This is a genomic window from Burkholderia sp. YIM B11467 (genome assembly GCF_052952715.1).
Genome location: NZ_JBQVSQ010000009.1, coordinates 238,692 through 260,804 on the forward strand (window position 1 = coordinate 238,692; position 22,113 = coordinate 260,804).

The following is a 22,113-nucleotide window of genomic DNA, read 5'->3' on the forward strand; positions in this document are numbered from 1 at the left end:
CTCAATGCCCGAAGGACGCCGCCGCGCCGCGCTTCGGTCGGGTCAGCCACATCATGGCCGCGAGCACGAGGCAGGTCATGCTCGCCATCCAGAACATGTCGTTCGTCGCCATCATGTACGCCTGCTGCATCACGACCTGATGCAGCGTGCTCAGCTCGCGCACGCCGTCCACGCCCATCCCGTTCAGCGCATGCACGAAGCGCTGCGTGTTCGCGGACGCATGCGTGACGGATTGCGACACGACGTCGTAGTGATAGGTCGCGCGGTTGTCCCACAGCGTCACGCTCATCGCGGTGCCGAACGCGGCCGACAGCGTGCGCAGGAAGTTCGACAGGCTCGACGCGGCCGCAAGCCGGTCGTCGGGAATGCGCGACAGTGTCGCGGCGGTCAGCGGGATGAAGAACAGCGGCAGCCCGATCCCCTGGATCAGGCCGGGCGCGGCGATCTGCGCGAACGTCATCTTCAGCGTGAAATGCGCGTCCCACGCGAGCACGCCCGCGAACACGAGGAAACCGACCGTCGCGAGCACGCGCGCGTCGAAATGATGCGCGTACAGGCCGACGAGGATCGAGAACACGAGCGCGAGCACGCCGAGCGATGCCGTCGCGAGCCCCGCGTGAAACGCGTTGTAGCCCATCACGGCCTGCATCCACAGCGGGAACACGACGCCGACCACCGAGAAACTCATCATCCCGAGCGAGATGATCAGCACGCAAAACGAGAACGTGCGGTCGCGGAACAGGCTGAGATCGACGACGGGGTGCGCCTCGCCCGCCTCCCAGATCAGCAGCGACACGATCGAGAGCCCCGCGACCACCGCGAGCGTGACGATCAGCGGCGAATCGAACCAGCCGCGATCGTGGCCGAGATCGAGCATTGCCTGCAGCGAGCCGACGCCGATCACGAGCAGCACGATGCCCGGCACGTCGATCGGGCCGGCCGCGCCGCGCTGCGCGTCCGGGCGCAGCATCGCGGTGCAGACCGCGAACGAGAACAGCCCGATCGGCAGGTTGATCAGGAAGATCCACGGCCACGAGAAGTTGTCGACGATCCAGCCGCCGACCACCGGCCCGAAGATCGGCGCGAGCAGCACCGTCATCGCCCACAGCGCGAGCGCGATCGTGCGCTTGTCCGGCGGGAACGTGCGCAGCAGGATCGTCTGCGACAGCGGCACCATCGGCCCCGAGCACAGCCCCTGCAGCGCGCGGCAGATCACCAGCACGTGCAGGTCGCGCGCGAGCCCGCACAGCAGCGACGTCAACGTGAACAGCAGCACGGCGCCGACGAACAGCCGCAACTCGCCGACGCGGCGCGCGAGCCAGCCCGTCAACGGCACCGCGATCGCGGCCGCGACCGAATACGAACTGATCACCCACGTGCCCTGGCTGTTCGACACGCCGAGGCTGCCGGAGATCGCCGGCACCGCAACGTTCGTCACGGTCGAGTCGAGCACCTCGATGAAGGTCGCGAGCGACAGCGCGAACGTCAGCAGCGCGAGCCGGATGCCGCGCACCGGCTGCGCGGCCGGCGCGGGGGCCGGCACGTCGAACGCGGACGGCGCGGCGGGCCCATCGTGAAGCGGCGACGCGGTGCTCATGCGCCCGCCACCGCGACGTCGGCTCGCGCGCCCTTCCACCCGCGCTTCGGCGCGAACCGTTCGATGAAATCGGCGGCCGCGTGACAGCCGTCCGGCGCGGCAGCGATCAGCGCGCGCGTGCGCGCCGCATGCACCGCAAACGCGGGGTCGTCGAGTACGCGCGCCAGCGCCGCGCCGAGACGCGCGCCGTCGACGGGGCCGTCGACGCGCACACCGCAGCCGCTCGCTGCGACGCGTTGCGCGTTGTCGAACTGGTCGTGCGCAAACGGCGTCACGACCTGCACGATCCCGGCCTCGCACGCGAGCGCCGCGGTGCCGATCCCGCCGTGATGCACGAGCGCGCGGCAACGCGGCAGCAGCGTGCGCATCGGCACGAAGCGGCGCACCAGCAGCCGGTTGCCGTCCGGCGCCGCATCGTGCGGCGTCAGCAGGATGCCGCGCGCGCCGGTCGCACGCAGCGCGTCCGCCACCGCGCGCGCGTACGCCGCATGATCGACGAGCGTCGAGCCGGCCGTGAACACGACCGGCCGCTCGCCGGCCGCCAGAAACGCATCCAGTTCCGCATCTTCGTCGGGCGTCGTAATGTCGTTGAACAGTGGGAAACCGCTTTGCAGATGATTCGACGGCCAGTCGGGCTGCGCCGGCGCGAACCAGCCGGGAAACAGGCACAGCACACCGTCGGTCGAATGCAGCCAGCGGCCGAGCACGCGCCGCGCGGGCGCGAGCCCGAGATCGCGGCGCACCGCGTTGAGCGCGGGGCCGCACACGCGGTCGAGCACCTGCCGCTCGATCAGCGTCATCAGCGCCGACTTCACGGGCAGCGGCCAGCGCGCGGGAATCGTCAGGCGCGGGTGCGTCGGCGGCGCATGCGCGGACAGCAGCGTCGACGGCGACACCTGTACCGACACGTACGGCGTGCCGTGCAGCTCCTGCATGAAGCGCGCGGAGAACGCCCACAGCGTGCCGACGAGGACCGTATCGCCGTCGGTCAGCGCGCGCAGCGCGTCGTAGTGCGGGCGCAGCATCGGCGCGATCACCTGCCACAGCGTGCGGAACGACGTGCGCGGATCCCACAGCGCGGGGTTCGCCATCGCGGCCTCGTATTCGGCCGCGGTGCCGACCGGCACGAACGCGAAACCGCAACGGCGCACGGCTGCCTCGAACGGCGCATGCGTGCAGAACACGACGTCATGACCGCGCGCCGCGAGCGTGCGCGCGACGCCGAGCAGCGGATGCACGTCGCCCGCCGAGCCGATCGCGGTCACGATCATCTTCGCCATCGCGCGCCTCGCGGGGTTCAGTAGAAGCCGGGAATCAGCGCCGCGACCTCGCGGCGATACTGCGCATACGCCGGCCCGAAATACCCGGTCAGCCAGCTCTCCTCGACGCGCACCTTGTACGCGAGCGACGCGAACACGAGCAGCACGCCGATCGCGCCGCGCCATTCACCGCCGATCAGCGCGGCGCCGACGAGCGCGATCAGGCAGCCCGTGTAGATCGGATGGCGCACGAGTGCGTACGGCCCCGTGCGCACGAGTTCATGGTCTTCCTTCAGCGTGACCGACACGCTCCAGTTCGTGCCGAGGTGCAGCCGCGCCCATACCGAGAACAGCAGGCCGGCGACCAGCACCGCGAGCCCGCACTGCGCCTGCAGGCCGAAGCGCTGCCAGTCGGGCACGAGCGCCTGCCATGACGGATCGGGCAGGATGATCAGCGCGCCGCCGACGATCAGCGGAATCGACTGCAGCGTGCGCGAGCGTGACGCTTCCTTGCGCACGGTCGTCTTCACGCCCTGCGACGTGGCGATCCAGTAGGCGAGCCATGCGGCCCACGGAACGACGATGGCGATGGTCTGAACGATATTCACGGCTGGCCTGCCTCGTTGGGATGGGAATTCGGATACGCCGGATGCGCGATGCGCGGCGTCACGACGACAACGCGTGCATCGGCGCGGACACGCACGCCTGCGCGGCGGCAAGCGCCATGCCGGCCGCGACCGGCGATCCGTCGCAGAAGAAATCGAGCAGCGCGTTACGCGTGTATTCGCGCTGCGCGCGGCCTTCGATGTCGAGGAAATGGCCGGCGTCCGGCACCGTCGCGAACCGCGCGCGCTGCACGTGCGCGCCGAGCTGGCGCACGTCGGCCGGCGTCGTGTATTCGTCGCGCTCGCCGTTCAGGAACAGCAGCTCGCAGCCGATGTTCGAGAACTCGCTGAAGTAGCGCTCGGGCTGCAGCGACAGGATCTGGTCGACGTGGAACGCGACCTGGTCCTGCTCGTCGCGCGGCAGGCGCGTGAGATACCGGTAGTTGTACAGCTTCATGATGCGCGGCAGGTAGCGGCCGACGGTGTCGTTCAGCAACTGCGCGGCCTTCAGGTTCTCGCCGGCCGCGATGTGATCGCGAGCGCGCGTCACGTAGTCGACCATCGCGTCGTTCAGGAACGGCGAGAACGAGCAGATCGCCGCGCGCCGCACGCTCGGGCAGCCGCGCGCGAGTGCGAACAGCGACGCGACGCCGCCCCACGACACCGACACCAGGAACGCGGGCGCGAAGCGCTCGACCAGATGCTGGAGGATCGCGGCTTCGTCGTCCTTCGTCAGGATGAAGCAGCCCGGGTTGTGCTGGCGCGACTGCCCCGCATACGGCAGGTCGAAGCAGATCGTGTTCATCCGCTCGCCCAGATACTGGACGGTCTGCCCGAACGACGCGGTCGTCGCGAGCGCGCCGTTGACGAGCATCGCCGTGTCGAAGGCCGGGTCGAACACGTTCCGTTCGACGTAGACCTTCAGACCATTCGGCAGCGGGACCACGTGTTTTTCGGTCGGCATCGTCGTTCTCCGGTGGATGCGGCGTCTCGACGTCGCGGCATGCTGCAGGTGCGCAATGGCTGGCGTCGGCCCGGCGCACGACCTGTCGCCGAGCCCATAACCGACGCACCGCGGCAAATACCCGCGGCGCCCATTCATTCCTCGTAGTGCGGCGCCATACTAATACGGACAATATTACTGACTCAAGTCATTCCAACGAGCCCCTCTACTCAGTTGGGAAATGGGCCGGATTCAAATTTTTTTATCATTTTCTATGGTATGCGGGATCGTCCCCAAGGCGACGGCAATCGTTTGCGAGCACCCTTCATCAGTACACACAAACCACATATTTTTCTTTTTATTCAACGATGTACAGCATTTAAATCGCCTGCTTGAAACGGATTTTCGGAATTTACCGACCTTCACCATCCGCATTCACAATTTCACATCGCGGTGAATATCACATACCTCGACACTCTTTCGTTTCGTAATAGAAACGAGACCGGAAATTTTCCAGTGCATTGCACCATCTTTTCACAAACCGTTTTAAACATAATTCTCGTTATTCAACATTCTTTCAATTCATTTTTCCGCACCTGCACATCGCCGCGCGTGGCCGATCCGCGACACCGCCGAGCCTCGCTTCATCGTCGGACCCCGATTTTTTGTTGATTGAACGATCAATAAAAAACCGCTAAGCTCTCGACTTCCATGGTTGGCCCGTCCGGGCGAAGGGAGTCGCGATGCCGAAAGTCGGAATGCGGGAGATTCGCCGCGCGCAGTTGATCGACGCCACGCTGCGCTCGATCGACGAAGCGGGCCTGCCCGGCACGACGCTCGCATCGGTCGCGCAACGCGCGAACATCTCGACGGGCATCGTCAGCCATTACTTCGGCGACAAGAACGGCCTGCTCGAAGCGACGATGCGGCACGTGCTGCGCGACCTGTGGTCCGCCACCACGGCCCGTCGCGTGGCCGCACGCAAGGACCCGCGCGCCCGGCTGCGCGCGATCGTCGCCGCGAACTTCGACGACACGCAGGTCAGCGCGCCCGTGATGAAGACGTGGCTCGCGTTCTGGTCGCAGAGCATGCACGACCCGATGCTCAAGCGCCTGCAGCACGTCAACACGCGGCGCCTCCATTCGAACCTGTGCGCCGAATTCGCGAAGGCCTTGCCGCGCACGAAAGCGCGGGAAGCCGCCAGCGGCCTCGCCGCGCTGATCGACGGCCTGTGGCTGCGCGGCGCGCTAGCCGGCGGCCCGATCGACACCCGGGCGGCGCTGAAGCTCGCCCACGATTACATCGACCTGCTGCTCGCGTCCGACTGACGCGGCACGCAATCGCCCTTTAGGAGATCCTCATGTCCGTATTCGGTTTGCAGCGCCTCTACATCGGCGGCGGTTACGTCGACGCCACGAGCGGCAAGACTTTCGACACCTTCGATCCCGCCACCGGCGAACTGCTGGCTCAGGTGCAGCAGGCGAGCGCGGCGGACGTCGACCGCGCGGTCGCGTCCGCCCGTGAAGGCCAGCGCGAATGGGCCGCGATGACCGCGATGCAGCGCTCGCGCATCCTGCGCCGCGCGGTCGACCTGCTGCGCGAGCGCAACGACGAGCTCGCGGCGCTGGAAACGCGCGACACCGGCAAGCCGATCGGCGAGACGCTCGCGGTCGACATCGTCACCGGCGCGGACGTGATCGAGTACTACGCGGGCCTCGCGACCGCGATCGAAGGGCTACAGGTGCCGCTGCGCGCCGATTCGTTCGTCTATACGCGCCGCGAACCGCTCGGCGTGTGCGCGGGCATCGGCGCATGGAACTACCCGATCCAGATCGCGTGCTGGAAGACGGCACCCGCGCTCGCGGCCGGCAACGCGATGGTGTTCAAGCCGAGCGAAGTCACGCCGCTGACCGCGCTGAAGCTCGCGGAAATCTATACGGAAGCCGGCGTGCCGGCCGGTGTGTTCAACGTCGTGCAGGGCGACGGCTCGGTCGGCGCGCTGCTCACCGGCCACCCGGACATCGCGAAGGTGTCGTTCACGGGCGGCGTCGAGACGGGCAAGAAGGTGATGTCGCTGGCCGGCGCGTCGTCGCTGAAGGAAGTGACGATGGAACTCGGCGGCAAGTCGCCGCTGATCGTGTTCGACGATGCGGACCTCGACCGCGCGGCCGACATCGCGGTGACCGCCAACTTCTTCAGCTCGGGCCAGGTCTGCACGAACGGCACGCGCGTGTTCGTGCACCGCTCGATCAAGGACGCGTTCACGCAGCGCGTGCTCGAACGCGTGAAGCGCATCCGCGTCGGCAAGCCGACCGATGCCGACACCAATTTCGGCCCGCTCGTGTCGGCCGCGCAGCTCGACAAGGTGCTCGGCTTCATCGAAAGCGGCAAGGCCGAAGGCGCGAAACTGCTCGCGGGCGGCACGCGCCTGACCGACGGTCACTTCGGCAGCGGCCAGTACGTCGCGCCGACCGTGTTCGGCGACTGCCGCGACGACATGAAAATCGTGCGCGAGGAAATCTTCGGGCCGGTGATGAGCATCCTCGATTTCGAATCGGAGGACGAAGTGATCGCCCGCGCGAACGACACCCACTACGGGCTCGCGGCCGGCGTCGTGACCGAGAACCTGTCGCGCGCGCACCGCACGATCCATCGCCTCGAAGCCGGCATCTGCTGGATCAACACGTGGGGCGAATCGCCGGCCGAGATGCCGGTTGGCGGATACAAGCAATCCGGTGTCGGACGCGAGAACGGCATCACGACGCTCGAGCACTACACTCGGATCAAGTCGGTGCAGGTCGAGCTCGGCCGCTACAACCCGGTGTTTTGAGTCTTCAAGGAGGAGAACCCGTCATGACGACACGCGAATACGACTACATCATCTGCGGCGCCGGTTCCGCGGGCAACGTGCTCGCAACGCGCCTGACGGAAGATCCGGACGTCACGGTGCTGCTACTCGAAGCGGGCGGCCCCGACTACCGCTTCGACTTCCGCACGCAAATGCCGGCGGCGCTGGCCTATCCGCTGCAGGGCCGCCGCTACAACTGGGCGTACGAGACCGACCCCGAGCCGCACATGGACAACCGCCGGATGGAATGCGGCCGCGGCAAGGGGCTCGGCGGCTCGTCGCTGATCAACGGGATGTGCTACATCCGCGGCAACGCGCTCGACTACGACAACTGGTCGACGCACAAGGGCCTCGAGAACTGGACGTATCTCGACTGCCTGCCGTACTTCAAGAAAGCCGAGACGCGCGACGTCGGCCCGAACGACTACCACGGCGGCAACGGCCCCGTGTCGGTCACGACCAGCAAGCCGGGCGTGAACCCGCTGTTCGAAGCGATGGTCGACGCGGGCGTGCAGGCCGGTTACCCGCGCACCGACGACCTGAACGGTTATCAGCAGGAAGGCTTCGGCCCGATGGACCGCACCGTCACGCCGCGCGGCCGCCGCGCGAGCACCGCGCGCGGCTACCTCGACCAGGCGCGTGCGCGGCCGAACCTCGAGATCGTCACGCACGCGCTCGCCGACCGCATCCTGTTCGACGGCAAGCGCGCATCGGGCGTCACGTACCTGCGCGGCAGCGAGCGCGCGACCGCGCATGCGCGCCGCGAGGTGCTCGTCTGCAGCGGCGCGATCGCATCGCCGCAACTGCTGCAGCGCTCGGGCGTCGGCCCCGGCGCGTGGCTGAAGGAATTCGACATTCCCGTCGTGCTCGACCTGCCCGGTGTCGGCCAGAACCTGCAGGACCACCTGGAGATGTACATCCAGTACGAGTGCAAGGAGCCCGTATCGCTGTACCCGGCGCTCAAGTGGTGGAACCAGCCGAAGATCGGCCTCGAATGGATGCTGAACGGCACGGGCCTCGGCGCGAGCAATCACTTCGAGGCGGGCGGTTTCATCCGCACGCGCGACGACGATCCGTGGCCGAACATCCAGTATCACTTCCTGCCGGTTGCAATCAACTACAACGGCTCGAACGCGATCGAGATGCACGGCTTCCAGGCGCACGTCGGCTCGATGCGCTCGCCGAGCCGCGGCCGCGTGAAGCTGCGCTCGCGCGATCCGAACCAGCATCCGAGCATCCTGTTCAACTACATGGCCGAAGCGCTCGACTGGCGCGAGTTCCGCGATGCGATCCGCGCGACGCGCGAGATCATGCGGCAGCCCGCGCTCGACCGCTATCGCGGCCGCGAGCTGAACCCGGGCGCCGACTGCAAGACCGACAAGGAACTCGACGCGTTCGTGCGGGCCCGTGCGGAGACCGCGTTCCATCCGTCGTGCTCGTGCAAGATGGGTTACGACGACATGGCCGTGGTCGACGAAGAGGGTCGCGTGCACGGGCTGGAAGGACTGCGTGTCGTCGATGCGTCGATCATGCCGATCATCACGACCGGCAACCTGAACGCGCCGACGATCATGATCGCCGAGAAGATCGCCGACAAGATCCGTGGTCGCAAGTCGCTCGCGCGTGTCGACGTGCCGTACTTTGTCGCGAACGGCGCGCTGGCAAGGAATGTCGCGAAGGCCGTGCGGCAGCCGGAGACGGTCTGACGACGGCGGGCGCACTGCCCGCTCCGGGACCTACCAACGAAAACGCCGCTGACGATTCCCGTCAGCGGCGTTTTTTTATTCCCGGCTCAACCGTTGTTGACCTCTCGCCGCAAACGCTCGACGTCGACGTGCTCCAGGTAATTCGTGATGTTCTGCCAGATCGGATGGAACCCGTAACCGCCGTGTTGCAACTCGTCGAGCGCCTGCTCGCGCGTCCAGCCCTGGTACACCATCCGGTACAGCGCGGAGACGAGGCCCGTGCGATCGGCGCCGTGCTGGCAGTGAATCAGCACCGGGCCGTCCTGGTCGGCGGTTCGCAGTGCCTTCAGCGCGGTGACCATGTCTTCGTCGCGGATGTCCCACGTGTTGATCCGGATGCGCTGCATCTTGATCTGCGTACCGGCCAGGATGCTGTCGTCCGCGTGAAACGCGCGGAAGCTGATGACCTTGCGGATGCCGAGCTTCTGCAGCTCCGGCACGTCCGCCCGCGACAGCTGCGCGCTGCGGTACAGCGTCGGCGTGATTCGATGCAGGTTGTTCACGCGCGCGTCGGCAATACTTTGCGCCCATTGAATCGGTCGGGCCGCGATCGGTCCAGCCGCAACACCGGAGGCCGGATCCGCATGGGCCGGCTGCACGAGCCCGGCGAGCGTGACGGCGAGCGCGGCAATGAAGGCGGTTTTCATGTCGGTTCAGCGTTCAATAAAATGCGCGCTTGCTGCGCTCGCGCGACAGGATGAACAGCACGATCGCGGCGGCGCTCATGGTCCAGTAGTCGGTCGGCGCGACGCCCAGCCAGTGGATATGCCACGGCACGTTGGCCGGGTTGAAGCGGGCCAGACCATAGGCCGGATTCAGCACGAACCACAGAAAATCCTCGGTCAGCCAGAACACCATGATGCACGCGATGATGCGGGCTTCGATGCGCCACGACCACCGCGCATTGAAGATGGGCGGCAGGTGGAAGAACAGCGCGACGAACGGGAACACCCACGCGTGGTAGCCGGTCATCGGACGCCCGCCCCAGAAGAGGTCGAGCAGCCAGTGATGCTCGATGCGCCAGGTCGGCAGGTTGGCGGCCCAGCCCGCGCTGCCCTCGATCTGGATCTCGACGTTCGCGAAAAAGAACGCGAGCAACATGACCCATGCGACGACGAACAGCGTATGACGCGTCGGCACAAAACGCGCGACGCTCATGCGGCAGGCTCCAGGCCCAGTACGCGGTCGAGCACGAAGCGTCCGGCCAGCGGCCGCCCGAGCGGAGCCAGACGGCGGCGCATGTCGGCCAGGCGCTCCGGCGTCTGCAGCAGCGCGCGGATCCGGTAGACGAGCGCATCGTCGTCGATGGCCTTGAGCGCCACGCCCTGTTCGAGCAGGAAATCGGCATTGCGCTCTTCCTGGCCCGGAATCGGCGAATTGACGATCATCGGCAGCTTCATCGCGAGACATTCGGACGTCGTCAGGCCGCCCGGCTTCGTGATGACGAGGTCGGCGCAGGCCATCAGGCGTTCGACCTGTTGCGTGAAGCCCTGCGGAAAGAGCCGGCCGGGATGCCGCGCGGCGAGCGCCTGCAGCGACGCCAGCATCGCCTGGTTCTTGCCGGCCAGCGCGATCAGCTGGAAATCGGCGTCCATCTCCAGCAGCCGCGTCGCCAGCACGTCGAGCCCGCCGAGGCCGGCGCCGCCCGACATCATCAGGAACGTCGGCCGCGCGGGATCGAGGCCGAACTCGGCCGCGCAGGCCGCGCGATCGAGCGGCTGGCCGAACGCCGGCATGATCGGGATACCGCTGACGTGCACCGTTTCAGGCGCCATGCCGCGCGCATGCATGCGCCACGCGATCTCGTCGTTGGCCGCGAAATAGCCGCGCATGTTCGGCACGACCCACATGCTGTGCAGGTCGAAATCGGTGACCTGCACCCATACCGGCGTATCGACGCGCCCCTTGCGGATCTCGCGCGACAGCAGTTCGGCGGGCAGGAAGTGCGTGCAGATGATCGCGTCCGGGCGCTGCCGTTCGATCTCCGCGAGCAACTGCCGGCAATTGAGCCGCTCGATCGCGCGCCGGATCTTCTGCGACGGCGCGGCGGGATCGACCTCGTCGGTCTTCTGGTACAGGTAGCCCCACAGCGCCGGCTGGCTGCTGACGAGCTTGATGTAGAGATCGGTGTACAGCTTGCGGAAACCGGTGGAAACGAAGTCCATCACGTCCAGGTGGGTGGCTTCGATGCCGGCGGGATGGTGGTCCGCAAATGCGCGGATCGCTTCGGCCGCGCGGGTATGACCGGCGCCGGCGCTGACGCTCAGGAGAAGGATTTTCTTGTGTTGCTTTGACATCTGACCGACCGTTTCGATGAATGGGGTCCGGACGCGGGTTCGGCAGCGGCGATCTCGCGCGACGGCTGTTCGCGTCCGGCTTTCAACTGGCTTGACGGACCTTCGGCGGTGCGGGCGGTCGGGTACTGCGGATCGATCGATCGCCGGCATCGTCTGCGGAATCATACTGCGTCCGGTCGATGCGGCTCGGATCCGCGGGTGTCGCGCGGTCGGTCAGGGTGGTGTGACGGCGCGGCGTGCCACCGTTTGGCGCCCCACTCGCGCATGCGAATGGGGTGCCGTATTTCAGCGCGAACGGAGTGCTCGCGCGTGGGGCGTGTCGTATCGTGTCGGCAAAGGCCGTGCGTCAGTCAGCCTTGTTCGCGTCGTCACCGGGCCGGGCTGCCGCCACGGCGTGCGTCCGCATCCGCTTCGCGCGGACGATCGGATTCCATCGCGACGTCAGGCTCATCGCATTGCGCAGGCGGTCGAACGCGGCATCCTCCGTCGGCCCGAAGCGGTTGACCGCCGGCCACGCGAGCACGTGATCGAGCCATGTCTGCCATGTGTCGCCATGAAAGCGCCGGCCGATGTCCCGCACCGCGTCCGGCGCCGCGATCACGACGCCGGCCAGCAGGTAATACGCCCAGAAGCTGCCCGCGCCGACGAGTCGATCGAGCCTGCACACGGATAGCGCGGCAAGCAGCGCGTCCGTCGACGCGAGATCGGCGCGATGCGTGCGGATCGCCTGCGCAACGAGATTGTGCTGACCGCCATACGCGGCAACGGAAACCCCGTTGCCGGCGGCGAGCTCGGCCGAGAACATCGCGAGCGCGGCCATCTCGTCGATGCGCGATGCATCGTCGCGCGGGCCGCACGCGCGCAGCACGATCGCGTCGATGATGGCGCCGGGCCGGGCCGATGTTTCCGCTCTCGTCGCCGCGACGACGGCCAGCTTTTCTCTCAGGTTCTTCGCAACGGGTATCTCGCCCTGCCCGTGTTTTTCATCTGCGGCGCGTTCGCCGGCATCGGCGTCGTTGCATTCGACACCGCCCGCGATCCGTTCGAGTGCAGCCCATCCGACGTCGGGATCGTCGAATGCGCACGCATCGATCACGCCGTGCGCCGCTTCGAACACGGCGCGCGAGCCGGGGCAACAGCGTTCGGCTTCCGCCATCTGCTGCGCGGAAGGCCCATGCGAGCACGCGCCGGGCAGGTCGGTCGGGTCGCATGCGCAACCGCCGCTGTCCGTTGCGATCCACGGTACCAGCCGTTGAAGGGCCGCCGTCGCGTCGCGAGACAGGCTCTCGCCTGCCCGCACGCGTATCGCATGCGACGCGACGACGGTCGTGTCGCCGGCGTCGCCCGCCGCCATCGCGCAAGCGGCCGCGTCGAGATGTTCGATCAGGTACTGCAACCACGCGGCCGTGCGCAGCCGGTCAGGCGTCGCGCCGCGGGCATCACCATACTTCGCTGGGTCGGTGAGCATGGGTCGTCCGGGATAGTTCTGGCCAATCGGAATGATGTTGTTTCAGTCGAATCGGGTGGCGCGGTATGCCGCGCCGACCCTGCAAGGCCGCCCGCATCGGATCGCGACACGTGCGGCCAACCGGCCATCGCGCCGATACGCGCGACGATATGAATGGATCGAGGTAACGGAAACCCGCCACGCTTGCCGCACGGCCCTCGCGCGCGGCGGGCTCCCGCTTCGTTCCGCGACGCTTACTGCACGTGGAACTTCGGCGACGTCGTGACCGTGCCGGACACCGAGCAATTCGGCGTCAGGACGGAGTTATTGAACGTCAGCGACGAGTTCGGATCGTTCCATGCCGTGACCACCTTGCTCGGGCCGCATGCGCCGAGCAGCGCGACGTTCACCTGCACGTTGTTGATCGACAGCTGCGTCGTGCTGTCTGCCTGGCCCGTCCACGGCGACGTGCTGCTCGCCGTGCCGCTGATCAGGCCGCAGGTGCCGCCGCCCGAGAACGTCGTCGACGTGATGTTGACGATACCGGTCGACGTGATCGTCCCGTTGAACGTCGCCGTGCAGGTCGCGCTGATCGAGCCCTTGCTGAGGCTCGTGAGCCCCGACACGGAAAACGGCTCGCCGTTCGGATTCATCGGCTGGCCATCGGCACGCGAAACGGTGACGGCGAAAGCAGGCGCGGCCGAAACCGCGGTGAAAGCCACTGCAGCAACAAGCGACACGATTTTGCGAATGCTCATTTGAACTGCCCCCTCTCTTCACAAATGGCGGCACGCCGCCAGGAACGCAACCTTCCGGCCGGACGAATCCGGCCAGCCGGTCGCAGGAAACCGCCGGCGCGCGTCATGCGCGCCGGTCGGTTCAGAACTTGTAGGAAATCCCGACGAACGTGATCAGCGGATCGGCCTTCAGACGCGTGCGCGTGGTCGCGAGCGTCGAACCGTCCGCCGCCTTGATCACGAGCGACGAGTAGGTCTTCAGCGGCATGTACGTCAGCGTCGCGGTGAGCCCCCAGTGCTTGTCGATCGCATAACTCGCGCCGACGTTGTAGACCGGCGTGAACGACGACGACGCCTTGCCCTCCACCGACGTCGGCCCCGGCTTGCCGGCGCCGGCCGCGAGCACGCTGCCGAGGTTCTGGTTGATGTCCTTCGCGAAGTTGCCGTTCAGTTCGATGTTGCTGAACCAGCTGTAGGCCACGCCGATCCCGACGAACGGCCGGAACCGTGCCGTCGACGAGTTGAAGTAGTACTGCAGAATGATCGTCGGGCTCCACTGCCGCGCGTTCTTCACGGCCGGCTGGTTCGCCGGATCGTCCATGTTGACGCTGCCGAGCGCGCCGGCCGGGCCGGGCGGCTTGATCGTGCCGTGGCCGGTCAGCGTGAACTCGGGCGGCACGCCGAGCACCGACGTCACCGCGATGTGATCGGTGAAGAAGTGCGTGAGCGTGAGGCCGACGGTATCGGCGTTGTTGACCGTCAGGCTCGTGCCCGGCGACGTGAACGAACCCGGCAGGCGCAGCGGCCCGTTGATCGGCATGCTCGCGAGATTCGTCGTCAGACCGTTGGTCGAATCCTGCGGCATGATGTGCAACCACCCGAGCGTCGCGACGTTGTCGCCCGCCTGCTGGGCCGATGCGAGCGTCGACATGCCTGCGACGACACCCGCGACAATCAGCTTCTTCATCAAGTCTCCCCCTCATTCTGTCCGGGCGCCGCGCATCCGCGCGCGACGCCGCCGTGTCTCCGTCCGGGTGTGGTCACTGCACGAACGCGCCGACCGTGAAGTACGGATTGCTCGTATCGGCCATGTCGAGGAACCCGAACACGCCGCCGGTAAACACGAACTTGCCGGTTGCCGGGCCCGACGCCGCATCCGCGTGCACGGTCGTCACGACGCCCGGCACTTTCTGCGTGTAGTCGAGGTTCAGTGCGCGCGTGAGTGCGGCCTGCGACGCGTTGAACGGATCGAGCAGCGTCGCCTGCGCGCCGATGAGCGCGGTCGCGCGGTAGTTGAACGCGCTGTCGACACCCGTGTACTCGCCGTTCTGCGAGCCCAGCGCAATCGCCGTCTGCGGGCTCAGGAACGAGATGCCCGATTCGTCGTCCGCGCTCGGCGGGCCCTGCGTGAGGTCCGCGTTCGCCGCGCCGGTGCGGATGAAGATCGGCACGAGCTGGTTGCGCAGCTTGCCGACGATCAGGATCCCCTTGCCGGCCTTCGCCGGATCGAGCGCGGCCAGCGTCGGCGGAATCTGCGGCTGGTAGTTGAGCGACTGGAACGCCGGCGCATCGGGTCGCAGCGTGAACGGCTGGTTCACGGTCGCGCTCGACGCGAGCGGCTGCCCGCCGTTCTTCTTGCCGAAGTTGTCGGTCTCGACGTAGCTGCCGTCCGCGTTGATCGTCACCTTCTGATCGAGCGCCACCGGCTGGAAGCTCTGCGACGGCACCTGGTGATAGCCGAGCTGGTTGTAGGTTCCGGCGATCTTCGTGAGATCGGTTTCCAGCGACGAGAAACTGATGAACGGGTAGTACGGGAACGTCGTCTGCGGAATCTTGCCGACGCCGATCACGCCGTTGAACTGGATACTCGCGCCGGGAATCGCGCCGCCCAGCACGCCTTCGCCGAGGAACAGCCGCGCGGGCCGGCTCGGGTCGAGGCTCGCGTTCTGCATCCGGAACGTGCACTGGTTCAGCTTCACGGTCGGCAGCCCCGTTTCGTCGGTCAGCGTACCGTCAACTACATTCGCAGGCGCCGTATCGCGAGTCGGCTGCACGGTGCCCGTGGTGGTCGGCACCGGCGATGCGAGATAGGTCATCCGGTACGTCATCTTCGTCGTGTCGAGCTGCACTTTCACGAGCTCGCCCGACCCCGCCCCGCCAATGAACACCGTGTTGTAGTCGATCGTCTGCGGGCACAGCCGCACCACCGGCGCGGGTGGCGGGTCGCCGTCGCCGCCGCACGCAGCCAGCACCGGCGCGAGCGACGCCGCGGCCATCCAATGTTTCAAATTCATAGGAATCCTCTCGAAATTCGATTCGCCGGCGGCGACGCATGCGCCGCCGGTGTTACGTGTTCAGTACGCCGGGTTACTGGACGAACGCGCCGACCGTGAAGAACGGGTTGACCTGGCTGTTGTTGACGACCATCGCGTAGACGTTGCCGGCCGTCACGATCCAGCCCGTGTCGCCCTTCTTGAAGATCGCGACGTTGCCGCTTGCACCCTTCGCGTTGAAGTCCTGCGTGGCCGTGACCTTGATCTTGCCGGGCGTGGCCTGCGTGTAGTCCAGCGCGAACTGCGAGGTCACCGACGACGTCTGCGGGTCGATGAACGCCGCGGTGCTGCCCTGGAACAGCGTGGACGTATAGTTCGCGGCGATCGTCGATACCGCGGTGCCGTCGTTGCAGCTGCCCGCCTGCGCCAGGAAGAAGGTGCCGTTGAAACTGCCGGGCAGATCCGGGTGCGGCACGTTGTTGTTGAAGCTCGGGCCCGAATTCGCGACCGCGAACGTCGCGGTGCTGGGCGCCACGACACCGCATGCGGACGCGCTCGTTGCGCCGATGAAGCCGCCCTTCAGCGAGTTTGCCGCGATGGCGGTGGTCGACGAGAGCATCGAGATCCCCACTTCGGCATCGGCGACCGACGCCAGCGCATTGCTCGAATCGACATGCGTGTAACCGACTCGAATCACGACCGGCACCCGCACACCGTTCAGCTTGCCGACAATCATGATCCCCTTCGCCTGGCTCGGCGTCGCGATCACGAGGCCCGGCGCCTGACCCGCCACCGGATACGAGACCGCACCGAACTGGTTCGCCACCGCGTTGCTCACGAACACGTTGTCGGCCGATCCGTCGGCGTTCTTGCGCAATGCCCACGGCGACCCGGTGGTCTGGCACGAGTAGTCGCTATTCGGGGTGATCGTGCACGAACCGTCCGCATTGAACGTCTGGTTCCAGTTGACCACGTCCGGCTCCCAGCCGACCGCCCCGGCACTGCTCTGGGCGCTGCCGCCGACGGGCGACAGGTGGATACCCACTTCGTTGTAGTTGCCCGCGACCTTCGTGAAATCAGTTTCGGTTTGGGTAAAGCCGATGAACGGATAAAAATCGAACGTACGCGACGGCACGACACCCAGCAAGAAGCCGGGGAACGGTTCGATCCCGGCGAACGCGATCGTCGCCCCGGGAATCCCGCCGCCCACCACACCATTGCCGACGAACAGCATCGGCGGATCCGCGCGGTTGATCGTCACCGCATACGCGCCGTCGCTCGTCGCGCCACTGTCGAGCACGAATGCGCAGCGATTCTGCTCGGCGGTCGGGAGATTGGCCGGATGATGGAATGCGCCGCTGATCGTCAGGCCCGCACGCGTGTTGTTGACCTGTCCTGCCGACGTCGGCACCGACGATTCGATGAACTGCATCTGATAGGTGAGCTTCGTCGTGTCGAACTTCACCTTCACGTATTCGCCGCTGCCGGCGCCGCCCGTATAGGTCGTCGTGTAATCGAGCGCGTCCGGACACAGCTTCGTCACGACGGGCGGCGTCGTTTCGGCGCCGCTCGGCCCGCATGCGCTGCCCGAGCACTGCGGCACGTTGATCGGCCCCGGATCGTCGCCGCCGCCGCAACCGGCGACGAACGGCAGCGCCAGCACGGCGCACGACAGGATCGCCTTCCGCCATTCAGGAATGCAAAGCATCAACCCCTCCTTTTCAGGTACGACAAGTCTCGTCCGGCCGGGCTGCATGGCCCGCCGGTTGGTATCGCGCCGCCGCACGAACACGCGGCGCATGATGGTGCACGCAAGGCAACCGCTCCGCGGCTCACGCAAATGCGATGAAAACCGCGGCGGCAGACAAGCGCTCTCCCGCGGCGCCGTCATCCGGCACGGCGCCGTCGGAACAATCGAAACGGAAAGTGGTTCGCCGCTACACGGCGATGCGATAACGCAGGCAAGCGACCTGCGTCGTCGCGCCTGCATTCAGCGAAAAACTGGGAAACGGCAGTCCGATTGGCCCCGCGGATACGCGCTTCATGAATGGGTCTCCGTACGTACGCTTGATTGGTTATCGTGATGCGTCGTTTGTCGAAACTATGAGCGGACCATTCAAACAAGTAAATGGATGCCGAGTTCCAAACGATGCAAGTCGCCCGACCCTAGCGTTTACACGGTATTTGACACATTTTCAAACAGCCTTCATTTTATTTGCTCAGACAAATACCGGAGCGGTGTAACACGCGTTTGAACGAAGGCGGCCAACCCGCGCCCAGCCAAGCGGGCCGGCCCGCGACGGCCCGCACGGATGCTGCGGCGCAACCTTACACGTCGATGATCGCGAGCGTGCCGTGACTGCCGGGCAGCACCGCATGACGCGTGCCGGCGAGCGCGAGATACATCTGCCCGGCCTCGACCACGACCGTTTCCGCGTCGACTTCGAGCATCAGCTTGCCGTCGAGCACCAGCAGCCCCTCGTTGTAGTCGTGCACTTCCGCTTCGTAAGGCTGCGCGTCCATCCGCAGCACCTTGATCCTGGCCGGCCCGACTTCGCCGACGATCGTGGATTTCCATGCAACGGCCTGCGCGGCCGCAACGGATTTGAAATCGACCAATGACATGCGCGCCGCTCCGTGAGTCGTGAACCGTGAAAGGAACGCATTATCGCGAGCGTGGTGCATGCCGTCCCGGTACGGCGCGGCGGTGTTCGGGCGGCACAGTCGGCCGGCCGGCCGCCGCGCTGCCGCGCCAGAACGCGCTCGCCGCCCGATTCACGGAAAACGGCACGCATTGTTCGCCCACCTCAAATAAACAGGCACCTTATTGAGCAACGCACACGTATTTCACGCAAATCCGGCGCCGATCCTGCGCGGCCTTTCCATCAGAATGCATTTCCATCTACCGATTGCTAATATGGCGGTCCCGCGATCCCGCATCACAGCGCCGTTCGACATGACGCCCGTCCGCCATGCCGTCCCCGGTCCCGGCCGCTTCGCAGCGGCGGCGACGCCGGGCACGCGCGGCGCACGCCGTCGCGCCGGCCGGCCATGCCATCCGTGAGCATGCAACCGATCCTTTCCGTCTCCGACCTCTCCAAGACTTACGCGTCCGGCTTTCAGGCGCTGAAGCACGTGACCCTCGACATCCGCCCCGGCGAGATCTTCGCGCTGCTCGGGCCGAACGGCGCCGGCAAGACGACGCTGATCGGCTCGATCTGCGGCATCGTCACGCCGACCGCAGGCCGCGTGACGGTCGGCGGCCACGACATCCGCGATCAATACCGCGCGGCCCGCGAAATGATCGGCCTCGTGCCGCAGGAGCTGACGACCGACGCGTTCGAAACCGTCTGGGCGACCGTGTCGTTCAGCCGCGGCCTGTTCGGCAAGGCGCCCGATCCCGCCTATATCGAGAAGACGCTGAAGGCGCTGTCGCTGTGGGACAAGCGCGACAACAAGCTGATGACGCTGTCGGGCGGCATGAAGCGCCGCGTGATGATCGCGAAGGCGCTGTCGCACGAGCCGCGCATCCTGTTCCTCGACGAACCGACGGCCGGCGTCGACGTCGAGTTGCGCCGCGACATGTGGAAGCTCGTCGATTCGCTGCGCGAAAGCGGCGTGACGATCCTGCTGACCACGCACTACATCGAGGAAGCCGAGGAGATGGCCGACCGCATCGGCATCATCCTCGGCGGCGAGCTCGTACTCGTCGAGGAAAAGCGCGAGCTGATGCGCAAGCTCGGCAAGAAGCAATTGACCGTGCAGCTCGAACACCCGCTCGAGGACGTGCCGCCCACGCTCGCGCCGTTCGGGCTCGAACGCGCGGACGACGGCGCCGCGCTCGTCTACACGTACGACTCGCAACGCGACGACGCGAGCATCGCGAAACTGATCAACGCGCTCGGTTCGGCCGGCATCGGCTTCCGCGACCTGCACACGACGCAGAGCTCGCTCGAGGATATTTTCGTCAGCCTGATCGACAACCGCCGCAACGGCGTACAAGGAGCCTGACGCCCATGAACCTGCAAGGCATCCGCGCGATCTACCGCGCAGAAATGGCCCGCACGCGCCGCACGCTGATGCAGAGCATCATCGCGCCGGTGATCTCGACGTCGCTGTATTTCGTCGTGTTCGGCTCCGCGATCGGCTCGCGCATCAGCGACGTGAACGGCATCGGCTACGGGTCGTTCATCGTGCCGGGCCTCGTGATGCTGTCGTTGCTGTCGCAAAGCATCTCGAACGCGTCGTTCGGCATCTACTTCCCGCGCTTCACCGGCACGATCTACGAGATCCTGTCCGCGCCCGTGTCGTACTGGGAGATCGTGATCGCCTACGTGGGCGCGGCCGCGTCGAAGTCGATGCTGCTCGGCGTCATCATCCTCGCCACGGCCGGCCTGTTCGTGCCGCTGCACATCCTGCACCCGTTCTGGATGGTGCTGTTCCTCGTGCTGACGGCGATCACGTTCAGCCTGTTCGGCTTCGTGATCGGCATCTGGGCCGACAGCTTCGAGAAGCTGCAGCTCGTGCCGCTCCTGATCATCACGCCGCTCACGTTCCTCGGCGGCAGCTTCTATTCGGTCGACATGCTGCCGCCCGCGTGGCGCATCATCACGCTGTTCAACCCGATCGTCTACCTGATCAGCGGCTTCCGCTGGTCGTTCTACGGGATCGCGGACGTGCACGTGTGGATCAGCCTCGCCGCCACCGGGCTGTTCCTCGTGATCCTGCTCGCGATCGTCGCGTGGATGTTCCGCACCGGATACAAGCTGAAGAATTGACGCGGCACGCGCCGCCGCCGATGACGCATTTGAGCAAGCAGGCGGCGCTTTTCCTCTGATGCGGCATTTTGTGGTCGCGTCTACTGAATACCGAAGCATCGGGGCCCTGGAGCATGCGCTGCAAGGCCCCTTTTCATTTCAGAGGACGCCATGCCCGCCGCCACCGCTCCCGCTTCCGCCGCCGCCCGGCTCGAACGCCTGCCGTTCTCCGGTTATCACAAGCGGATCTTCTTCATCATCGCGATCGCGTTCTTCTTCGATTCGGTCGACCTCGGCACGATGACGTTCGTGCTCGGCTCGATCCGCAAGGAGTTCGGGCTGTCGACCGCGGCCGCCGGCCTCGTTGCGAGCGCAAGCTTCTTCGGAATGGTGCTCGGCGCGGCCGTCGCCGGCCTGCTCGCCGACCGCTTCGGCCGCCGCCCCGTGTTCCAGTGGAGCATGGTGCTGTGGGGCGCCGCGTCGTACCTGTGTTCGACCGCGCAGAGCGTCGACGCGCTGATCGTCTACCGCGTGCTGCTCGGGATCGGGATGGGCATGGAATTCCCGGTCGCGCAGACGCTGCTGTCCGAATTCGTGCCGACCGAGAAACGCGGCCGCCTGATCGCGCTGATGGACGGCTTCTGGCCGCTCGGCTTCATCACGGCCGGCATCGTCGCGTACTTCGTGCTGCCGCAGTTCGGCTGGCGCACGGTGTTCGCGCTGCTCGCGATTCCCGCGGTGTTCGTGCTCGTCGTGCGCCGCATCGTGCCCGAATCGCCGCGCTGGCTCGAACACGCGGGCCGGCACGCGGAAGCCGACACGGTGATGCACGTGATCGAGGCCAAGGTGATGCGCTCGGCCGGCGTCACGACGCTGCCGCCGCCGTCGCGGCTCGCCGAACCGGTGGCCGCGCGCGGCCGTGGCGCGCTGCGCGAGATCTGGAGCGGCGTGTACCGCCGCCGCACCGTGATGGTGTGGCTGCTGTGGTTCTTCGCGCTGCTCGGCTTCTACGGCCTCACGTCGTGGCTCGGCGCGCTGCTGCAGCAGGCCGGCTTCGAGGTCACGAAATCGGTGTTCTACACGGTGCTGATCTCGCTCGGCGGCGTGCCGGGCTTCCTGTGCGCCGCGTGGCTCGTCGAACGCTGGGGGCGCAAGCCGACCTGCATCGCGTCGCTGATCGGCGGCGGCGCGATGGCATACGCGTACGGCCAGAGCGCGCTGTACGGCGGCAGCATGGCGCTGCTGATCGGCACCGGCCTCGCGATGCAGTTCTTCCTGTTCGGGATGTGGGCCGCGCTGTACACGTACACGCCCGAGCTGTACGGCACCGGCGCGCGCGCGACGGGCTCGGGCTTCGCGTCGGCGATCGGGCGCGTCGGGTCGCTGATCGGGCCTTACGTGGTCGGCGTCGTGCTGCCCGTGTTCGGCCAGGGCGGCGTGTTCACGCTCGGCGCGCTGTCGTTCATCGCGGCTGCGATCGCCGTGTGGACGCTCGGGATCGAGACGAAGGGCCTTGCGCTGGAACAACTGGCGGCGGGCAACGAAGCCGGCGGCAACGGCCGGTATGCGGCGGCAGCGGCAGACAAGGTGTCCTGAGCCGCGGAT

At 66.6% G+C, this 22,113-nt stretch carries 19 protein-coding genes; 6 read left to right on the forward strand and 13 right to left on the reverse strand.

The window, feature by feature from the left end:
* Window position 1: 1 nt before the first annotated feature.
* Genes ACTRWB_RS28315 through ACTRWB_RS28330 form a run of 4 tightly spaced genes read right to left on the reverse strand, consistent with a single transcriptional unit; the run spans window position 2 to window position 4,425 of the window.
* A complete protein-coding gene (locus ACTRWB_RS28315) occupies window positions 2-1,597 on the reverse strand; it encodes a DHA2 family efflux MFS transporter permease subunit (RefSeq protein ID WP_343493511.1) in 1,596 nt (531 codons plus the stop codon).
* Entirely contained in the window at window positions 1,594-2,877 is a 1,284-nt protein-coding gene (locus tag ACTRWB_RS28320) for a glycosyltransferase (protein ID WP_446903790.1), read from the reverse strand. Before ACTRWB_RS28320 ends, ACTRWB_RS28315 begins: the two co-directional genes overlap by 4 nt.
* Window positions 2,878-2,894: 17 nt before the next feature.
* Window positions 2,895-3,464, reverse strand: coding sequence for a methyltransferase family protein (locus ACTRWB_RS28325; RefSeq protein ID WP_011547084.1), 570 nt, complete (start codon window positions 3,462-3,464; stop codon window positions 2,895-2,897).
* A 58-nt stretch (window positions 3,465-3,522) separates the two neighbouring features.
* The gene (locus ACTRWB_RS28330) at window positions 3,523-4,425 is read right to left on the reverse strand and encodes an alpha/beta fold hydrolase (protein ID WP_446903791.1); all 903 of its coding nucleotides are present in this window, start codon (window positions 4,423-4,425) and stop codon (window positions 3,523-3,525) included.
* A gap of 722 nt (window positions 4,426-5,147) precedes the next feature.
* Between ACTRWB_RS28330 and betI the strand changes: the two genes are divergently transcribed.
* From betI to betA, 3 genes are read left to right on the forward strand one after another with little or no spacing between them, the layout of a single operon-like run.
* Complete coding sequence (betI, locus tag ACTRWB_RS28335; RefSeq protein WP_446903792.1) at window positions 5,148-5,732, forward strand: transcriptional regulator BetI; 585 nt, start codon at window positions 5,148-5,150, stop codon at window positions 5,730-5,732.
* Between the two features lie 32 nt (window positions 5,733-5,764).
* A complete protein-coding gene (betB, locus tag ACTRWB_RS28340; protein ID WP_193099869.1) occupies window positions 5,765-7,234 on the forward strand; it encodes a betaine-aldehyde dehydrogenase in 1,470 nt (489 codons plus the stop codon).
* A gap of 23 nt (window positions 7,235-7,257) precedes the next feature.
* A complete protein-coding gene (gene betA / locus ACTRWB_RS28345) occupies window positions 7,258-8,958 on the forward strand; it encodes a choline dehydrogenase (protein ID WP_446903793.1) in 1,701 nt (566 codons plus the stop codon).
* Window positions 8,959-9,044: 86 nt separating this feature from the next.
* Here betA and ACTRWB_RS28350 read toward each other — a convergent pair whose 3' ends face one another.
* The 9 genes from ACTRWB_RS28350 to ACTRWB_RS28390 form a co-directional block, all read right to left on the reverse strand.
* Window positions 9,045-9,644 carry a dual specificity protein phosphatase family protein gene (locus ACTRWB_RS28350; protein ID WP_446903794.1) on the reverse strand — a complete coding sequence of 200 codons (600 nt, stop codon included), beginning with the start codon at window positions 9,642-9,644 and terminating at the stop codon, window positions 9,045-9,047.
* A gap of 13 nt (window positions 9,645-9,657) precedes the next feature.
* The gene (locus ACTRWB_RS28355) at window positions 9,658-10,155 is read right to left on the reverse strand and encodes a hypothetical protein (protein WP_048243269.1); all 498 of its coding nucleotides are present in this window, start codon (window positions 10,153-10,155) and stop codon (window positions 9,658-9,660) included.
* The gene (locus ACTRWB_RS28360; RefSeq protein WP_048243268.1) at window positions 10,152-11,294 is read right to left on the reverse strand and encodes an MGDG synthase family glycosyltransferase; all 1,143 of its coding nucleotides are present in this window, start codon (window positions 11,292-11,294) and stop codon (window positions 10,152-10,154) included. Before ACTRWB_RS28360 ends, ACTRWB_RS28355 begins: the two co-directional genes overlap by 4 nt.
* Before the next feature lie 346 nt (window positions 11,295-11,640).
* Window positions 11,641-12,762, reverse strand: a complete 1,122-nt coding sequence (locus ACTRWB_RS28365; RefSeq protein WP_446903795.1) for a hypothetical protein — start codon at window positions 12,760-12,762, stop codon at window positions 11,641-11,643.
* A 233-nt stretch (window positions 12,763-12,995) separates the two neighbouring features.
* Entirely contained in the window at window positions 12,996-13,499 is a 504-nt protein-coding gene (locus ACTRWB_RS28370) for an activator protein (RefSeq protein ID WP_129515668.1), read from the reverse strand.
* Window positions 13,500-13,620: 121 nt separating this feature from the next.
* Window positions 13,621-14,445, reverse strand: coding sequence for an OmpW/AlkL family protein (locus ACTRWB_RS28375; protein ID WP_048243265.1), 825 nt, complete (start codon window positions 14,443-14,445; stop codon window positions 13,621-13,623).
* 73 nt (window positions 14,446-14,518) lie between these two features.
* Complete coding sequence (locus ACTRWB_RS28380; RefSeq protein ID WP_446903796.1) at window positions 14,519-15,772, reverse strand: DUF2957 domain-containing protein; 1,254 nt, start codon at window positions 15,770-15,772, stop codon at window positions 14,519-14,521.
* Between the two features lie 73 nt (window positions 15,773-15,845).
* Window positions 15,846-17,459 (reverse strand): DUF2957 domain-containing protein, encoded by a 1,614-nt coding sequence (locus ACTRWB_RS28385; RefSeq protein ID WP_129515670.1) that lies wholly within the window; start codon window positions 17,457-17,459, stop codon window positions 15,846-15,848.
* 620 nt (window positions 17,460-18,079) lie between these two features.
* The gene (locus tag ACTRWB_RS28390; protein WP_193099863.1) at window positions 18,080-18,376 is read right to left on the reverse strand and encodes a cupin domain-containing protein; all 297 of its coding nucleotides are present in this window, start codon (window positions 18,374-18,376) and stop codon (window positions 18,080-18,082) included.
* A 441-nt stretch (window positions 18,377-18,817) separates the two neighbouring features.
* Between ACTRWB_RS28390 and ACTRWB_RS28395 the strand changes: the two genes are divergently transcribed.
* The 3 genes from ACTRWB_RS28395 (at window position 18,818) to ACTRWB_RS28405 (ending at window position 22,104) form a co-directional block, all read left to right on the forward strand.
* Window positions 18,818-19,762 carry an ABC transporter ATP-binding protein gene (locus tag ACTRWB_RS28395; RefSeq protein WP_446903797.1) on the forward strand — a complete coding sequence of 315 codons (945 nt, stop codon included), beginning with the start codon at window positions 18,818-18,820 and terminating at the stop codon, window positions 19,760-19,762.
* A 5-nt stretch (window positions 19,763-19,767) separates the two neighbouring features.
* Window positions 19,768-20,529: an ABC transporter permease gene (locus tag ACTRWB_RS28400; RefSeq protein ID WP_446903798.1), complete on the forward strand. Its 762-nt coding sequence runs from the start codon at window positions 19,768-19,770 to the stop codon at window positions 20,527-20,529.
* Window positions 20,530-20,679: 150 nt separating this feature from the next.
* The gene (locus ACTRWB_RS28405; RefSeq protein WP_446903799.1) at window positions 20,680-22,104 is read left to right on the forward strand and encodes an MFS transporter; all 1,425 of its coding nucleotides are present in this window, start codon (window positions 20,680-20,682) and stop codon (window positions 22,102-22,104) included.
* Window positions 22,105-22,113 lie beyond the last annotated feature (9 nt).

Excerpts from the sequence above, each read along its gene's own strand:
- ACTRWB_RS28320 (WP_446903790.1), bottom strand. The coding sequence starts at position 2,877 with ATGGCGAAGATGATCGTGACCGCGATCGGCTCGGCGGGCGACGTGCAT.
- ACTRWB_RS28350 (WP_446903794.1), bottom strand. The coding sequence starts at position 9,644 with ATGAAAACCGCCTTCATTGCCGCGCTCGCCGTCACGCTCGCCGGGCTC.
- ACTRWB_RS28370 (WP_129515668.1), bottom strand. The coding sequence starts at position 13,499 with ATGAGCATTCGCAAAATCGTGTCGCTTGTTGCTGCAGTGGCTTTCACC.
- ACTRWB_RS28315 (WP_343493511.1), bottom strand. The coding sequence starts at position 1,597 with ATGAGCACCGCGTCGCCGCTTCACGATGGGCCCGCCGCGCCGTCCGCG.
- ACTRWB_RS28330 (WP_446903791.1), bottom strand. The coding sequence starts at position 4,425 with ATGCCGACCGAAAAACACGTGGTCCCGCTGCCGAATGGTCTGAAGGTC.
- ACTRWB_RS28395 (WP_446903797.1), top strand. The coding sequence starts at position 18,818 with ATGCAACCGATCCTTTCCGTCTCCGACCTCTCCAAGACTTACGCGTCC.
- ACTRWB_RS28375 (WP_048243265.1), bottom strand. The coding sequence starts at position 14,445 with ATGAAGAAGCTGATTGTCGCGGGTGTCGTCGCAGGCATGTCGACGCTC.
- betB (WP_193099869.1), top strand. The coding sequence starts at position 5,765 with ATGTCCGTATTCGGTTTGCAGCGCCTCTACATCGGCGGCGGTTACGTC.
- ACTRWB_RS28385 (WP_129515670.1), bottom strand. The coding sequence starts at position 17,459 with ATGCTTTGCATTCCTGAATGGCGGAAGGCGATCCTGTCGTGCGCCGTG.
- betA (WP_446903793.1), top strand. The coding sequence starts at position 7,258 with ATGACGACACGCGAATACGACTACATCATCTGCGGCGCCGGTTCCGCG.
- ACTRWB_RS28380 (WP_446903796.1), bottom strand. The coding sequence starts at position 15,772 with ATGAATTTGAAACATTGGATGGCCGCGGCGTCGCTCGCGCCGGTGCTG.
- betI (WP_446903792.1), top strand. The coding sequence starts at position 5,148 with ATGCCGAAAGTCGGAATGCGGGAGATTCGCCGCGCGCAGTTGATCGAC.
- ACTRWB_RS28365 (WP_446903795.1), bottom strand. The coding sequence starts at position 12,762 with ATGCTCACCGACCCAGCGAAGTATGGTGATGCCCGCGGCGCGACGCCT.
- ACTRWB_RS28405 (WP_446903799.1), top strand. The coding sequence starts at position 20,680 with ATGCCCGCCGCCACCGCTCCCGCTTCCGCCGCCGCCCGGCTCGAACGC.
- ACTRWB_RS28390 (WP_193099863.1), bottom strand. The coding sequence starts at position 18,376 with ATGTCATTGGTCGATTTCAAATCCGTTGCGGCCGCGCAGGCCGTTGCA.
- ACTRWB_RS28355 (WP_048243269.1), bottom strand. The coding sequence starts at position 10,155 with ATGAGCGTCGCGCGTTTTGTGCCGACGCGTCATACGCTGTTCGTCGTC.
- ACTRWB_RS28360 (WP_048243268.1), bottom strand. The coding sequence starts at position 11,294 with ATGTCAAAGCAACACAAGAAAATCCTTCTCCTGAGCGTCAGCGCCGGC.
- ACTRWB_RS28400 (WP_446903798.1), top strand. The coding sequence starts at position 19,768 with ATGAACCTGCAAGGCATCCGCGCGATCTACCGCGCAGAAATGGCCCGC.